We start from the raw sequence: 13,921 nt of genomic DNA on the forward strand, positions 1-13,921 counted from the left end.
TTGGCTTCGGCTCGATTTTCTTGGGTTGGCTGTGGGATTAGGTTTCATTTAACAAGCGAATCTGAATTAGGTGGTAAAGCCAACGGACTCGATGGTCCAAAGTTCGTAACTCGTCAACAAGGGGAGATTTATGGCAACTACGAAAGGTGCAAATGGCCGCAGGCCTGGAAGCAAGAACCACTCGCCCCGTGAGGAGCGACTGATAGCCCAAGTTGCAGCATTAAAGGGGAGTCTCGCAGCGGAAAAATTGAAGGGTAAGGTAAAGGATGCTGAGAAGAAGGAACTCCGTATCGCCTTGGTAGAAGCAAAGAAGGCTGCGGCAAAGAAGTAACCTGAGTGCGTGACGTTGCTGCATAACAATCGTTCAAAGCGGACGCCTCCGGCGTCCGCTTAACTCAGGCGTAGAACTCATGTCCATTTATCGGCTCGCCCCTGATGCGGTTGCGGCAAAAGTCATCGCACTTCACGGAGGTCGAGCAGCGTTTCTTGCGCATACAGATGCCCAAGTCGCAGAACTAAATTTGAGGTGGAATCAAGATTCTGCGTTAATGGGCCTGATTCTTAGATCGCACCTGTTTGTCGAGTATTATTTGGGGCGATATCTACAGCTGCACAATCCGAGCCTCGGTGATGTTGATGATGCTCGCCTGTCTTTTGCGCAAAAAGTCGATCTGATTGACCGAAATGATCGGGCCGTTGCTTATCTCATCCCCGGCATTCGTCGCTTAAACAAAATTCGGAATCGCCTCGCCCACAGTCTTAATGAGGGTGTCACGGAGGAAGATCGTGATGTATTCTTGAGTGTCGACTTGTTTCGAGCGTTGAGAGACGCAATGGCGGCGCCCTCAGTTCCAAGTCACGCGCCCATAGATGTCCTTGAGTCCTTTGCACAACATGCCGGCATGGTTCTTGACGCTTCCGTGGACCCGCGGGCCGGTTATTGGGTGGAAGCCCTAAAAGCGCCTTAGTGCGACAAAGGGGATTGAATAAGCGCATCTTGGTTGGAGGCCGGCATGAAACGAGTAACAGGCATTGGCGGCATCTTCTTCAAGGCCAGGGACCCGAAGGCCCTGGCCGAGTGGTACCGGGTCCACCTGGGCGTCCCGGTCGAGGCGTGGGGCGGAGCGGCGTTCTGCTGGGCGTCGCCTGACAACCCCTCCGGCACCGGGACGACGGCGTGGAATCCGTTCGCGGCCGACACGGACTACTTCGCGCCCAGCCAAGCGCCTTTCATGGTGAATTACCGGGTGGCCGATCTGCACGCCTTGTTGGCTGCCCTGCGCAGCGAAGGCTGCAACGTGGTCGACAAGGTCGACGAGTCGGAATTCGGCAAGTTCGGCTGGGTCATCGACCCGGAAGGCAACAAGGCGGAGCTGTGGGAGCCGCCGGCCGGCCGGTGAGCCGGAGCGAGGGGAGCGGCACGAGCAAGCCCATTGCGGGCAAGTCGGGGCAGGGTGTTGCGCCTGCCCGCACGTCATTCAAAACCGATCAGGGGGAGTCATGGAAAATCCGTATCAGAGTCCGGGTGCCGTGGTGGAAGACCGGGAAAAGCCGAGCTCGTCGCTGGGCGACGTGGCGTCCGGCCAAAAGCTGGTGATCTACGCGATCCTGCTGTACTTCCTCGCCGCCGCGTTGCGCGCCGCGGTCGGTCCCATCGCCGCGCTTGCCTTCCTGGCCTGCCTCGTCATGTCGTGGGTCGGCATCTACAAGATCGCCCGCGGCCTGGAGTATCCGATGGGGTGGCGGATCGTGCTGCTGGTGCTGATGCTCATTCCGCTGGTGGGACTGATCGAGCTGCTCGTGCTGAGTTCCAAGGCCACCTCGCGGCTGCGCAAGGCGGGGTACTCGGTGGGGTTGCTGGGGGCTCGGGATTACTAGGTGCAGGGCCGCCGCTCAGGGTCGAACTCAAGCAAGAGCGCGTGCCTGATGTCGAAAGCGGGCTGTCCTGCCCGCTTTCGACTCGCCGGGCCACGGCCCGGCTCCGCCGACTCAAGCGCCAGGGCGCTTGAGTCGCGAGCGGTCCATCCATGGACCGCTAGTCCTCTTCAAGCTTCGGCTTCCACGCCTCGCTGAGCTGCTTCTGCACGGGCGCCGGTACCGGTTCGTAGTGGCTCAAGTCCAGGCTGTAGCGACCGCGACCGCCGGTCATGGCCTTGAGTTCGGTGGGGTAGTCGATGAGTTCGGCCAGCGGGGCCTGGGCGCGGATCATCAGTTCGCCGCCGCGCCGGCTGTCGGTGCCGAGGATGCGCGCGCGCTTGCCGGCGAGGCCGCCGGTGACGTCGCCCACGTCGCTCTCGGGGATCGACACCTCCACGTCCACGATCGGTTCCAGCACGATGGGGCGCGCCTTGCCCACGGCGTCGAGGAAGGCCTTCTTGCCCGCGCTGACGAAGGCCACTTCCTTGGAGTCGACCGGGTGGTACTTGCCGTCGTACACGGTGACGCGCAGGTCCTGCAGCGGGTAGCCGGCCACCGCGCCGCGTTCCATTGCCTGGCGCACGCCCTTCTCGATCGCGGGCAGGAAGGTGCCGGGGATCACGCCGCCCTTCACCGCGTCGACGAACTCGAAGCCGGCGCCGCGCTCCAGCGGCTCCACGCGCAGGAACACCTCGCCGAACTGGCCGGCGCCGCCGGTCTGCTTCTTGTGGCGGTGGTGGCCTTCGGCCTGCGCGGCGATGGTCTCGCGGTAGGCGATGCGCGGCGGGTGGGTGACGACTTCCACGCCGTAGCGTTCGCGCATGCGTTCCAGCGTCACCTTGAGGTGCAGCTCGGAGAGGCCGCGTAGCACGGTCTCGTTGAGTTCCTTGTGGTGTTCCATGCGCAGGCAGGGGTCTTCCTCGGCCAGCCGCGCCAGCGCGTTCGCCAGCTTCTGCTCTTGGCCCTTGTGCTTCGGCTCCAGCGCAAGGCCGAACATCGGCTGCGGGAAGCGCATCGGCGCGAGGTGGATGCGGTCCTCCTCGTGCGCGTCGTGCAGCACCGCGTCGTAGTGGATCTCCTCCACCTTGGCCACCGCGGCGATGTCGCCGGGCACCGCCTGCTCGATCTCCACGTGGTTCTTCGCGTTGAGCCGAAACAGGTGGCCCACGCGGAACGGCTTGCGGCCGTCGTCGACCAGCAGCTGCGCGTCGCGGCGCACCGTGCCCTGCCACACGCGGAAGATGCCGAGCTTGCCGACGAAGGGGTCGTTGACGATCTTGAACACGTCGGCGATCACGTGCTGCGCCGGGTCCGCGTTGACGGTGATCGCCTCGCCCTCGCCGTTGACGAAGGGCGGCGGGTTGCCTTCCGCGGGATTCGGCAGCAGGCGCTCGGCGATGTCCAGCAGCTCGGCCACGCCGGCGCCGCTGCGCGCGCTGACGAAGCAGATCGGCACCAGGTGCCCTTCGCGCAGGCATTGCTCGAACGCGTCGTGCAGCTGCTCGCGGGTCAGCGCGGCTTCGCCGTTGTCGAGGTAGGCGCCCATGGTGGCCTCGTTGATCTCCACCACCTGGTCGAGGATGTGCTGGTGCGCCGTGGCCAGCGAGGAGAAGTCGGTGGCGCCCTCGGTGTGGAAGAAGCAGTCCAGCACCTGCTTGCCGCCCTGCGCGGGCAGGTTCACCGGCAGGCACTCGGGGCCGAACTCCTCGCGCAGCGCCTCCACCAGCGCGCCGAGGCGGGCACCCTCGAAATCGATCTTGTTGACCACCAGCACGCGGGCGAGGCCGCGCGAGCGCGCGTGCTCCATCATGCGGCGGGTGCCGTGCTCGATGCCGTTGACGGCGTTCACCACCACCATCACGGTTTCCACCGCGGCGAAGGCGGAGAGCGTGCCGCCGCGGAAGTCGTCGTAGCCGGCGGTGTCGATCAGGTTGATGTGGCAGCCGCCGCGGTCGATGCCGGCGATGCAGCTGTCGATGGAATGGCCGCGCGCCTTCTCCTGCGCGTCGGTGTCCGACTGCGTGGTACCGCGCTCCACCGAACCCTGCGCCTGGATCACGCCGCCGGCGTGCAGCAAGGCCTCGAACAGCGTGGTCTTGCCGCTGCCGGCATGGCCGGCGAGCGCGATGTTGCGGATGCTTTCCGTGTTGTAGGACACGATGCGACCCTCCTCTGTTGAAGGCACGGGATCGTGTGGCATGAGCGGCGCCGCACGAAAGCCGCGCGTGGCGACTGGCGGGCCGTCATGGTCGTCCGGGCGCGGACGCGGGGGCGGTCATGGCGGGTGAGTCGGGCGATGGTACGTCGCGGCGGGGTTAGCCTCGCGTCAACGCTGGCGGCGCGGCGCGGCGGGAACCGCCGCCACGTGCCGTGGTCTTGGGGATACGGTTCAATCAGCGCCGTCCATACTTCTCCATTTTCCCGGCGCAAAGGCACTCCCATCGTCCACCGCACGCAGGCCGCAACCCGCGCCACGCCGCCGCCCGGCCCCGACCGGGACGGCACGCTCGCGCTCGACATGGCGACCCTCGCGCGCCTGCGCCAGCTGCGCTGGCGCGAGCCGCCGCGCGGCTACCGGCTGGCGTGGCTGGTGCTGGCCGTCGTGGTGCTGCTGCACCTGCTGTTCGCGCTGATGGTGTGGTGGGCGATGCGTCCGCCGCCGTCGCGCGGGGAGCCGGTTGCGCCGGTCACCGGCGTGCTCGAGGTGCGGTTCATTCCCGCCGCCAGCGCTCCGGCCGCACAGGCGCCGCCGCCACCGGTACCGTCGCCGCCGCCGCCGCGCAGGCCGTCGCGGCATGCCGCCGAACCCGCGGCGAAGAACGCGCTCAGCGTGCAGCTGCCCGCGTCGGCCGCCAGCGTGGCGCCACCGCGGCTGTTCGACCGCAACGGGCAGGCGATCCTGCCGGCCGCCACCGGTAGCGCGCCCGCGCCCGAATACGTGCAGCGCCTGCCGCAGGGCGACACGCGGATCATGCGGCACGACAGCCCGGTGAAATACCAGGCCACCCGCTTCGACAAGGACTGGGGCAACGGCACCACCAATGCGATCGACGACGTGCTGCAGAAGGCGGTGGACAAGACCACGGTGAAGCACACCTTCCATCCGCTTCCAGGCCTCCGCATCCATTGCGCGGTCGCGCTTGCGATGCTGGCCGGCGGTTGCGGCGGCGACCCGCCGCCACCGCCATCGCCGAAGGACGGCGACGTGCGCCTGAACATGGCGCCGGCACCGCTGGCGCCGAACCCGAGCGCGCCGAAGCCGCCGCCGCTGTCCGAGTGCATCGCGCTGTACCGCGCCGGCAAGCCGCTCGCCAGCGGCTGTCCCGCCGACACGCCGATCCGGGCGGTGGACGAGGAGCTCCGCGGGCAGCGCGCGCGGCAGGCCAGGCAGCCGGCGGGGCAGTGAACTTGCCCGCTACACTCGCCGCATGCCGCTGCCCACGGACCCGAACGCGCCGCGCCCGTCCCCCCAGCGGCCGGCGCAGGTACTGCTGAGCTCGCCGCTGGCCGCCTCCGCGCGCCTGCGCATCCAGCGTGCGCGACGCAACGAGCAGCCGCGCGTGCTGTGGCGGCGCGTGCTGGCCGTCGTGGGCAGCCTGCTGGTGCACCTGTTCTTCCTGTTCGCCTTCATCCTGGGGCCGGCCTGGGAACCGCCGCCGCCGCGCGAGGGGCCGCCGGCCAAGCTGCAGGCGCGCTTCATCGAACTGCCCGACCTCGCGCCGCCGCCGCCGCCGAAGGGCGAGCCGCCGCGCCGGGTGGGGCCGGCGCACCAGGGCCACGCGGCGAATCCCGCCGTGCGCCGTGTCGCGGCGGCTTCCGCCGCGCGCAGGGCCCCGACGTCGCCCGCCGTCGCCGCGCACGCGGTGGCGGCCAGGCCTGCCAAGGCGGTCGCGGCACCGGTGCCGCCGCCCAGCCTGCCGCAGCCGGCACCGGTGCCGCAGCTGCAGCCGGTGCCGGTGGCGAACCAGCCGCCGCCGGTGAGCCTGTCGACACCCACGCTGCAGCCGCCGGTGCCGCCGAAATTCCAGCCGCAGCCCGTGCGCGCGCCGCAGCTCGAAGGCAACCAGCCGATGCCGCCACCACCGTCGCTGGCCATGCCCAGGCTGCCGCCGCAGGCGCCGCCCGCGATCGCGCCGCCCAGCGTGGCGCTGGATCGCGTGGCGCCGACCACGGTGGCGCCGGCCATCACGCAGCCGGTACACGTGGACCTGCCCGCGGCACCGCCTGCGCCCGAACTGCAGGCCGTGCCCCTGCCGGCGCAGGCCGCACCGCAGGTGAACCTGCAGGCGCGGTTGAACGCGCCCGCACCGGCCGCACCGCGGCATCTGCCGGAGGTGCAGGCCCCCGCGCCGCTTCCGGCGCCGGAGCAGCCGCTCGCCGCGATCCCGTTGGCGGCGCCGGCCGCGCCCAGCGTGACGCCGTCGTCCGCGGTCACGATCCGGATCGCCAGCGAGCAGGCGCTCACCCGGATCAGCCAGCCTGCGCCGGTGGCCCTGTCGCCCGCGCAGGGCGCGACGGCGGCGACGGGCGCGTCGAATGCGTCGGCAGCGGAGTCCGCGGCGGCAAGCGCCGCAAGCGCGCCCGTCGGCAAGCCGGACGAAACCGCGGCGCCGGACGTCAGCACCGCGCCGAACGCCAGGCCGCAGGGCAGCGACTACGCCCGCCCCGGTGAACCGCAGGGCACGACCAGCGCCGCGGAGACGGCCACCGTGCACGGCAACGGACCGCCGGAGTCGCACGGCCTGGGCCATGCCACCGCGGGCGCCGCCGGCAAGGGCGAGCGCGCGGGGACGCAGCCGGGCGCCGGGGCCGGTGCAGCCGGTGCCGGCGCGCAGCCGTCGGGCAACGAGCCGCGCGGCGTGCCGGAATACGTCCAGCTCAAGCCCACCGGCGACACCACGGTGATGCGCCACAAGATCAACGGCATCAGCTACAAGGCCACGCGCTTCGATCCGTACTGGACGCCCGATGGCGAGAGCTCGGTGGACACCGCGCTGCGCCACGCCGCGGAAAAGACCACGCTGCAGCACACCTTCCATCTGCCGCGCGGCATCCGCATCAAGTGCAAGGTGATGCCGCTGGTGCCGGTGGCGCTGCTGGGCTGCGGCGACGCCGACTCGCCGCCCGCCGCTGCGGCGCCGAAGGTCTACGACCGGCTCAACCTGCCGGCCGTGGCCGGCGGCAGCGTGCCCGGCGTGCCGCCGCCCGCACCGGCCGCCAGCGCGGCGACACCGGCGCGCGTGGTGCTGGACAACAGCGTGCAGTGCGCGGAGGCGCGCGTCGCCGGGGGGCCGCCGCCGCCCGGCTGCCCGCCGACCGAGCCGGTGGTGAAGCGCTACGTGCCCGCCGCGTCGTCTAGCTCTTGGGTACCGGCCAGCGACCAGTTCCATTGATCAGGCGGAGGGAGTGACGATGGGCGATACATCCGTGGATGTCTTCGACGGTGGCTGCGACTGCCGCGCGGTGCGTTACCGCATGACCGCCACGCCGCTGTTCGTGCACTGCTGCCATTGCCGCTGGTGCCAGCGCGAAACCGGGAGTGCCTTCGCGCTCAACGCGATGGTCGAGGCGGACCGCGTGCTGCTGCTGGGCGGCGAGCCCGAGCGGGTGCCGACGCCGTCCAGCAGCGGCCGTGGCCAGCAGATCGCGCGCTGCCCGCATTGCCGCGTTGCCCTGTGGAGCCATTACAGCGGCGCCGGCGACGCGGTCAGCTTCGTGCGCGTGGGCACGCTGGACGACCCCGACCGCTTCCCGCCTGACATCCACATCTTCACCGCCTCGAAGCAACCATGGGTCCGGTTGCCTCCTGGCGTGCCGGCGATGGCGGAGTATTACGACAGGGAGAGCCATTGGCCGGCGGCCAGCCTGGCGCGGTGGCGGGTACTGCGGGCTTCAAGAGGTGGCTAGTGGTGGCTGTCGTGGGCAATCCGACGCATGGCAATCAATGATTGGGCGAGGCAGCATGCAGATATCGACCGTGTTTGTGCTGACGATGTTCCTCACCGAGTTCATCGTGTTCTTTTTCGCGGCGAGGTTCGTGATTTTCTCGTCGCGCTACTTCGACAAACAACACCCGGACTACGAGCGGCTCAGCATGGGCAACCAGCTCAATGCCGTGTTCTTCAGTCGACTGTTGATGGATGAAGGAATGCGGCAGCGGACCACGGTGGGCAGGGTGCTTGGTGCGATATGGCTGCTCTTTGTCCCAGTCGCGCTAATCGTTTCGTGGCTTGGGGCAAGATGAGCGCATCGGCGGGATGGCTCGCCTGCGGCGGGCTTTCGTGCGCCTGCCGGCACCCGAGTTACTTTTCTCTTGCGTGGCCAAGAGAAAAGTAACCAAAAGGGAAGGCCACCCCGGTTGGCGCTCTGCGGGCATCCTGCCCTGCGAGTGCGTGAGGCGGTGCCGGGCTTTTGGAGCGGGCATCGTGCCCGCGCGAAAAGGCGAGTCCCTCCCTGGACTCGCCCGCTGCGCGGCCTCCTCGTCCCCGCCTCACCGCCGCCCAGGGGCCCCGGAAAAGCAGCGCGCTTCCGGCGCGCAAAAGCCACGGCAACGGCCAGAGCGGAGCCAAGGCGGCGCTAGGCGCCGCGAGGGTTTAAGTCTTTATGCCCTCAGTCCCCAGATACGGCGCGGCGTGGCCACTCCGTCTATCGCGCAGGCGGGAGTGGCTCCCAAAACCTCGACACAACCGGCTTGTAGTTTCGGCGGATTGAATCAGGCCATTCTCTCTTGGTTACTTCTCTTGACTCCGGGCATCCCGCCCTTCGCCCTTCGGGCCGGCTTCGCCGTTCGCCGCAGCTCCTGCGGCGGCGTGGGCCAGCAAAGAGAGGTAACTCGGGCGCCGGCAGGCGCTCGAAACCGCTTTGTCCCAAGCGGCAGGCGCCCAAAACCGTCTTGCTGTCCCTCGCGGCAACCGACCACCATCCCTCGCGTCGAGCGCAAACAAAACCCGCAGGCGCTCCGAGTCGCGACAGCGCCCCCATCCAGCTACGACAATCGCAAAAATTCCTTCATCAGCGGCAGCCGACGCACGCGCACCGCGCTGACGCGGAACACCGAGTTGGCGAGCGCGGGGGCGGCGGTGGGCATGGCGAGGAAGCTGGCGCCGAGGGGTGGGCGGTTGTCGTCGGGGACGACGATCACCTCCACCTTGTCGGGCAGCTGGGCCATGCTGGCCAGGGGATAGTCCTTCCAGTCGCGCTGCTGGATCTGCCCGTCCTTGTAGGTGATGGCGAGGTTGAGCGCGGTGGACAGTGCGTCCAGCGTGGCGCCGGCGACCTGGCCCTCGAGGCCGAGCGGGTTGATCACGCGGCCCACGTCCACCGCGCAGACGACGCGGGCGATACCGAGCTTGTCGCCCTGCAGCGAGGTCTCGACGGCATGCGCCACGTAGGCGCCGTCCATGTGCCAGCAGGCGATGCCGAGGCCGTTGACGCTGCGCAGCCAGTTCTTCCACCCGATGCGGTCGGCGACCAGCTGCAGCACGTTGCGCAGGCGGCCGGTGTCGAGCGTGCCGCCGTTCTTCAGCGCGATCGTGCGCGGTTCGCCGAGCAGGCGCAGGCGGGTCTTCAGCGGGTCCTCGCGCAGCTGGTGCGCGATCTCGTCGACGAAGCTTTCCGCCGCGAACGCGTTGGCGAGGTGCGGCATCGCGCGGTGCGGGCCGCGCGGCAGGGCGGATTCCAGCGCGTACCAGTCGCTGCGGTAGTTCGGCACCAGCCCGGCGGGCAGCTGGTCGGGCAGCACCTCCGAGCTCCACAGCCGGTCCGCGGGGACGCCGCGGCCGCCGAGCGCGGAGGCGCTGGCGAGGCGCTGGTTCCAGGCGATCACGTTGCGCTTGCGGTCGATGATCGCGCTGATCTTGTGCACGCTGGCGGAGCGGTAGAAGTCGTGGGCAAAGTCCTGCTCGCGCGTCCACAGCAGGCGCACGGGCCTGTTCGCCGCCTTGGCCAGCATCACCGCCTCGGCCACGTAGTCATGGTCGAGCCGACGGCCGTAGCCGCCACCCACGCGCGGCACGCGGATCTCGATCTGGCCGGGGGCGAGGCCGGTGAGGCGCTGCACCACGGCCCAGGCCTGCTGCGGCGCCTGGCTGGGCACCACGAGCTGGGCGCGGTCCTTGTCGATGCGCGCGAGGCAGTTCATCGGCTCCGGACAGGCGTGTGCCAGCCACGGCTGGTAGTAGCTGGCCTCGAAGCGGCGGGCGGCGTGCTTGCCGGCCTTCTCCACGTCGCCGTCGTCGCGCACCCGCGTGGTGGGCGCGGCCTGGCCGTCGAGCAGGGCGGTGGCCTGCTGTTCCAGCGCGCCGCTGCTGGCGGCGGCGCTGGCGCCGGGCTTCCATTCCAGCTTGAGCTGGTCGCGGCCCTGGAGCGCCGCCCAGGTGTTCTCGGCGAGCACCGCCACCGCGGGTGCGATCACGGTCTGCCCCGGCGGCTGGCCGGGCTCGGGCTTGAGCTGCATCACCTTGACCACGCCCTTCACCGCGAGCGCGGGCGCGGTGTCGATGCGCGCCAGCGTGCCGTCCGGCCACGGACAGTGCAGCAGCACGGCGACCAGTGCCTCGGCCTCGTGGTGGTCGATCGCGTACTTCGCCTGGCCGGTGACGATGGCGTGCGCGTCGGTGTCGCCCACCGGCTTGCCGATCAGCGTGTAGCGCTCGGGTGGCTTCGGCGTCGGCGCCTGCTTCGGCAGGTCGAGCTTGCTGGCGTCGTCGACCAGGCTGCCGTAGGTGACGCGGCGGCCGTCGGGCGCGATCACCGTGCCGGCCTCGCAGCGCAGGCGGTCCGCGGCCACGCCGAGCCGGCGCGCGGCGGCCTGGGTGAGCAGCCAGCGCGCTAGCGCGCCGGCCTGGCGCAGGTCGGCCCAGGCGGCGGGGATGGAATCGCCGGTGCCGCCGCGCTGGCGGCCATAGGTCCACTGCGGCTGGCCATCGGCGCCGGCCGCCACGCCGAGGCCCAGCTGCACCACGCTGACGCGGTTCCAGTCGGCGTCCAGCTCGTCGGCGATGATCATCGGCAGCGACGTGGCGACACCGGTGCCGGTGTCGGGGTCGCGCGCGCCGATCAGCACGTTGCCCTCGGCGTCGATGCGCACGTAGGCGCCCAGTTCGTGGAAATGGTTGCCCAGCCACTCCGGCGGCAGCGGCGACTCGTCGGCATGCGCCATGCGCACGCCGACCACCAGCGCGCCGGCGGTGCCGGCGAGGATCTGCAGGAAGCGCCGGCGCGACAGCCGGATGCCGGTCGACGTGCGCGCGCTCATGCCTGGCCCGCCTTGCCGGCGGCGGCGCGCTTGATCGCGGCGCGCACGCGGGTCTGGCAGCCGCAGCGGCAGGTGTTGGGCAGCTGGTCGATGTCGGCGTCGGTGGGCTGCGGCTTGCGCTGCAGCAGCTCGCAGCCCGCGATCAGCCAGCCCGGCGTGCAGTAGCCGCAGCCGATCGCGTCCTCGTCGATGAAGGCCTGCTGCAGCGGATGCAGGGTGCCGTCGATGGCGGCGAGGCCCTCCACCGTGGTGATGCGCTTGCCGTCGAGCTTCGCCATCGGCTGCGTGATCGCGGAGACCGGCTTGCCGTTCACCAGCACCAGGTCGGCGCCGTTCCCGCCGTGCGCGCCGCCGTACTTGGTGCCAGTGAGCCACAGCACGTCGCGCAGGTACCACAGCAGCGGCATCTGCGGATCGCCGGCATGGACGAAGCGTTCGCCGTTGACCTCGACCGCGATGCCGTCGTGCGCCGCGGGCGCGGCGCCGCTGTCCGCCGCGAGCGGCACACCGTGGGCTTGGGCTGGCGCCATGCGGGATCTCCTCAATCGTATCCGCGCATTGTGGCATTGCCGCGGCCGGCATAGGAATGCGCGGCGCTGAACGGTCGGCGGGGGACGACGGCCGCCTGCGCGGCCGTCGTCCGGGTGAAGCCGTTGCGGCGGAACCTCAGCGGCCGCCCAGGAACAGGTTGAGGTTGGCCACGTCGAGCGTGCCGATGCCGGCGCCCGGGGCGTAGTTCGGCGCACCGGAGTAGAACCAGTTGTCGCCCGCATCCACGCTGTGGAAGGCCGACCACGGGCCGTAGCCGAAGATGTTCTGCAGCAGGTACACCTGCGGATTCCAGAAGCCGACGCGGTGCCCCGTGCTCTGCGCGAGCAGGGCGCTGATGCCGTTGAGCTGCGGCGCCACGAAGCTGGTGCCGCCCTCCGAGACCACGCCGCCGTCGGACGTGGACACCACCACGTAGCCGGTTTCCGGATCGGCGTTCAGCGAGATGTCCGGCACGTTGCGGCCGCGGAAATTGGCGGGCAGATCGAGCAGCGGGGTGGGACCTGCCGCGGGATCGTTGTAGACCAGCGACTGCTTGCGCTCGCTGCGGCGGACGCCGCGGGTGAGCCACTGGTAGGACGGTTCGTGCCAGTACACGCTGACGCCGCCGCCGCCGCCGACCGAGAACAGCCGGGCACGCCAGCCGCCCGTGATCGGATGATTGGCGTCGAGGTAGGTCTGCAGGTAGTCCCAGCCCCACACGCTTTCCTGCGAGAGCGAGGCGCTCGGGCCGCCGAAGAAGCTGTAAGTGTACGGCACGGTGGTGCCGCCGGCCGCGGTGATGTACGGATCGGAGGCGGGCGAGTCCACCGTCAGCGGCGCGCTGAACTCGCCGGGTCCGGTGCCGGTGCCCAGGCTGCGCACGGTGTCGTAGGCGCCCGAGTCGCCGGAGGCGGCGAACACCGACTGCCCCTGCGCGGCGGCCTCCATCAGGATCTGGTGGAACGCGCGCAGGTCGCCCACGTCGGTGGTGTCGGTGACGCTGGCGCCGGGCGTGTTCAGCGCGGCGAAGTTGTAGATCTCCGGCAGGCCCCAGCTGGTGGAGATGCTGTCCGCCTTGTTGTCGGCGACCGCCTGCGCGAACGCGTCGATGAAGCCGTTGCCGGCGTTCGGCGCGTCGTACACGATGATGTCCGCATCGGGCGCGATGCCGCCGGACTGCTCCACGTCCAGCGCGGTCTCGCCGCTGCCGCCGTCGATGGCGCCGCCGCCGTCCACGTGGACCTGGGTGATGCGGTTCGGCTTGGTGGCCAGGCCGATGGTGTCCCAGTAGGTCTGCGCGTCGGCCGGGTAGAAGTTCGACAGGGTCACGATCGCCACCGTCGAGCCCTTGCCGTTGATGCCGTGCTGGTACAGGGGATTGATGTTGTACAAGTCAGCCACGTCGCCCACGGTGTAGTTGCCCGGCTGGCCGGTGGCGGTGGGGTTGCCGCTGGTGGTCTTGCTCAGCGCCTTCAGCGTGAGCGCCGGCTGCGGCGTGGCCGGCAGCTGAGGTGCGCGGATGCGGTGCGACAGGAACTGCCGCTCGTTGCTGAGGCCGCTGGCGAAGATCACGCTGCCGGCCAGCGCGGCCGGCATCTGCGGTGCGGTGGCCGGGCGATGGAAGTGCCGGCCGCTGTCGGGCGCGACGTAATCGTGGATCGGCGCGTGGAAGATCGCGCCGAACTGGGCCAGCGTGCCGCTGGTCTCGATCGCCAGGTGGCTGGCCAGCACCTGGCCGCCCAGACCGTGCCGGCGCAGGAACGCCTGCACCCGAGCGATGTCGGCGTCGCTGGCGCCGTAGCGGCTGGCGAACTCGCCGGTGCTGAGGAAGCGGCGGTAATGCGCGCTGCCGGGCGTGATGGTCTGCCGGATGTAATCCTGCAGCGCCGCCGCGTTGCGCAGCTTCAGCAACAGCGTGACGTGCACGGGCCGGGCGGACGTGGCCACGCCCATGTCGATGCTCGGCCGCACGTCGGCGGCCAGTGCCGTGCCGCCCGCGCCTGCAAGCAGCAGGGCGAGGCAGCCGGCCAGTGATTTGCGTTGCAGCTTCACGAACATTGCGCTTCCTCCTGATGGCAAAGATTCGGGCATGCGCGGGCGGTGCGGCGTCGTTGCGGCGCCTTACGCACGATCCGCGCGGGCGTTTCGTCGAGACGAGCGGTGGAATCCGGGTTTCCCCAAGCGACGTCGTCGGTCTCCCCTGACGACTGGCGTTGC

General features: G+C 69.9%; 12 protein-coding genes. 8 read left to right on the plus strand and 4 right to left on the minus strand.

The window, feature by feature from the left end; all coding sequences use genetic code 11:
* The first annotated feature begins 130 nt into the window (after window positions 1-130).
* The 4 genes from ACQGNW_RS09780 (at window position 131) to ACQGNW_RS09795 (ending at window position 1,878) form a co-directional block, all read left to right on the plus strand.
* A complete protein-coding gene (locus tag ACQGNW_RS09780) occupies window positions 131-331 on the plus strand; it encodes a hypothetical protein (RefSeq protein ID WP_426662960.1) in 201 nt (66 codons plus the stop codon).
* Window positions 332-410: 79 nt separating this feature from the next.
* Complete coding sequence (locus ACQGNW_RS09785) at window positions 411-968, plus strand: hypothetical protein (protein WP_426662961.1); 558 nt, start codon at window positions 411-413, stop codon at window positions 966-968.
* 45 nt (window positions 969-1,013) lie between these two features.
* Window positions 1,014-1,400, plus strand: coding sequence for a VOC family protein (locus tag ACQGNW_RS09790; protein ID WP_426662962.1), 387 nt, complete (start codon window positions 1,014-1,016; stop codon window positions 1,398-1,400).
* A gap of 100 nt (window positions 1,401-1,500) precedes the next feature.
* Complete coding sequence (locus tag ACQGNW_RS09795; RefSeq protein WP_426662963.1) at window positions 1,501-1,878, plus strand: hypothetical protein; 378 nt, start codon at window positions 1,501-1,503, stop codon at window positions 1,876-1,878.
* A gap of 157 nt (window positions 1,879-2,035) precedes the next feature.
* Here ACQGNW_RS09795 and fusA read toward each other — a convergent pair whose 3' ends face one another.
* Window positions 2,036-4,075, minus strand: a complete 2,040-nt coding sequence (gene fusA / locus ACQGNW_RS09800; RefSeq protein ID WP_426662964.1) for an elongation factor G — start codon at window positions 4,073-4,075, stop codon at window positions 2,036-2,038.
* Window positions 4,076-4,435: 360 nt separating this feature from the next.
* Between fusA and ACQGNW_RS09805 the strand changes: the two genes are divergently transcribed.
* The 4 genes from ACQGNW_RS09805 to ACQGNW_RS09820 are packed head-to-tail and all read left to right on the plus strand — an operon-like array spanning window position 4,436 to window position 8,161.
* Window positions 4,436-5,323, plus strand: coding sequence for a hypothetical protein (locus ACQGNW_RS09805; RefSeq protein ID WP_426662965.1), 888 nt, complete (start codon window positions 4,436-4,438; stop codon window positions 5,321-5,323).
* 22 nt (window positions 5,324-5,345) lie between these two features.
* On the plus strand, window positions 5,346-7,310 hold the full coding sequence (locus ACQGNW_RS09810; RefSeq protein ID WP_426662966.1) for a hypothetical protein: 1,965 nt from the start codon (window positions 5,346-5,348) through the stop codon (window positions 7,308-7,310).
* 19 nt (window positions 7,311-7,329) lie between these two features.
* Window positions 7,330-7,824, plus strand: coding sequence for a GFA family protein (locus ACQGNW_RS09815; RefSeq protein WP_426662967.1), 495 nt, complete (start codon window positions 7,330-7,332; stop codon window positions 7,822-7,824).
* Between the two features lie 55 nt (window positions 7,825-7,879).
* Window positions 7,880-8,161: a hypothetical protein gene (locus ACQGNW_RS09820; RefSeq protein WP_426662968.1), complete on the plus strand. Its 282-nt coding sequence runs from the start codon at window positions 7,880-7,882 to the stop codon at window positions 8,159-8,161.
* A gap of 741 nt (window positions 8,162-8,902) precedes the next feature.
* Here ACQGNW_RS09820 and ACQGNW_RS09825 read toward each other — a convergent pair.
* The 3 genes from ACQGNW_RS09825 to ACQGNW_RS09835 all read right to left on the minus strand — a co-directional run bounded on the left by ACQGNW_RS09825 (window position 8,903) and on the right by ACQGNW_RS09835 (window position 13,762).
* Entirely contained in the window at window positions 8,903-11,173 is a 2,271-nt protein-coding gene (locus ACQGNW_RS09825) for a xanthine dehydrogenase family protein molybdopterin-binding subunit (RefSeq protein ID WP_426662969.1), read from the minus strand.
* Window positions 11,170-11,703: a (2Fe-2S)-binding protein gene (locus ACQGNW_RS09830; protein WP_426662970.1), complete on the minus strand. Its 534-nt coding sequence runs from the start codon at window positions 11,701-11,703 to the stop codon at window positions 11,170-11,172. Before ACQGNW_RS09830 ends, ACQGNW_RS09825 begins: the two co-directional genes overlap by 4 nt.
* Before the next feature lie 136 nt (window positions 11,704-11,839).
* The gene (locus ACQGNW_RS09835) at window positions 11,840-13,762 is read right to left on the minus strand and encodes a S53 family peptidase (RefSeq protein WP_426662971.1); all 1,923 of its coding nucleotides are present in this window, start codon (window positions 13,760-13,762) and stop codon (window positions 11,840-11,842) included.
* Window positions 13,763-13,921: the final 159 nt, after the last annotated feature.

Origin of the sequence: Rhodanobacter aciditrophus (assembly GCF_050026795.1) — a bacterium.
Classification (GTDB): Bacteria; Pseudomonadota; Gammaproteobacteria; order Xanthomonadales; family Rhodanobacteraceae; genus Rhodanobacter_A.

Coding starts and splice junctions, on each gene's coding strand:
- ACQGNW_RS09805 (WP_426662965.1), top strand. CDS start 4,436: ATGGCGACCCTCGCGCGCCTGCGCCAGCTGCGCTGGCGCGAGCCGCCG.
- ACQGNW_RS09795 (WP_426662963.1), top strand. CDS start 1,501: ATGGAAAATCCGTATCAGAGTCCGGGTGCCGTGGTGGAAGACCGGGAA.
- ACQGNW_RS09790 (WP_426662962.1), top strand. CDS start 1,014: ATGAAACGAGTAACAGGCATTGGCGGCATCTTCTTCAAGGCCAGGGAC.
- ACQGNW_RS09820 (WP_426662968.1), top strand. CDS start 7,880: ATGCAGATATCGACCGTGTTTGTGCTGACGATGTTCCTCACCGAGTTC.
- ACQGNW_RS09825 (WP_426662969.1), bottom strand. CDS start 11,173: ATGAGCGCGCGCACGTCGACCGGCATCCGGCTGTCGCGCCGGCGCTTC.
- ACQGNW_RS09815 (WP_426662967.1), top strand. CDS start 7,330: ATGGGCGATACATCCGTGGATGTCTTCGACGGTGGCTGCGACTGCCGC.
- ACQGNW_RS09835 (WP_426662971.1), bottom strand. CDS start 13,762: ATGTTCGTGAAGCTGCAACGCAAATCACTGGCCGGCTGCCTCGCCCTG.
- ACQGNW_RS09830 (WP_426662970.1), bottom strand. CDS start 11,703: ATGGCGCCAGCCCAAGCCCACGGTGTGCCGCTCGCGGCGGACAGCGGC.
- ACQGNW_RS09780 (WP_426662960.1), top strand. CDS start 131: ATGGCAACTACGAAAGGTGCAAATGGCCGCAGGCCTGGAAGCAAGAAC.
- ACQGNW_RS09810 (WP_426662966.1), top strand. CDS start 5,346: ATGCCGCTGCCCACGGACCCGAACGCGCCGCGCCCGTCCCCCCAGCGG.
- ACQGNW_RS09785 (WP_426662961.1), top strand. CDS start 411: ATGTCCATTTATCGGCTCGCCCCTGATGCGGTTGCGGCAAAAGTCATC.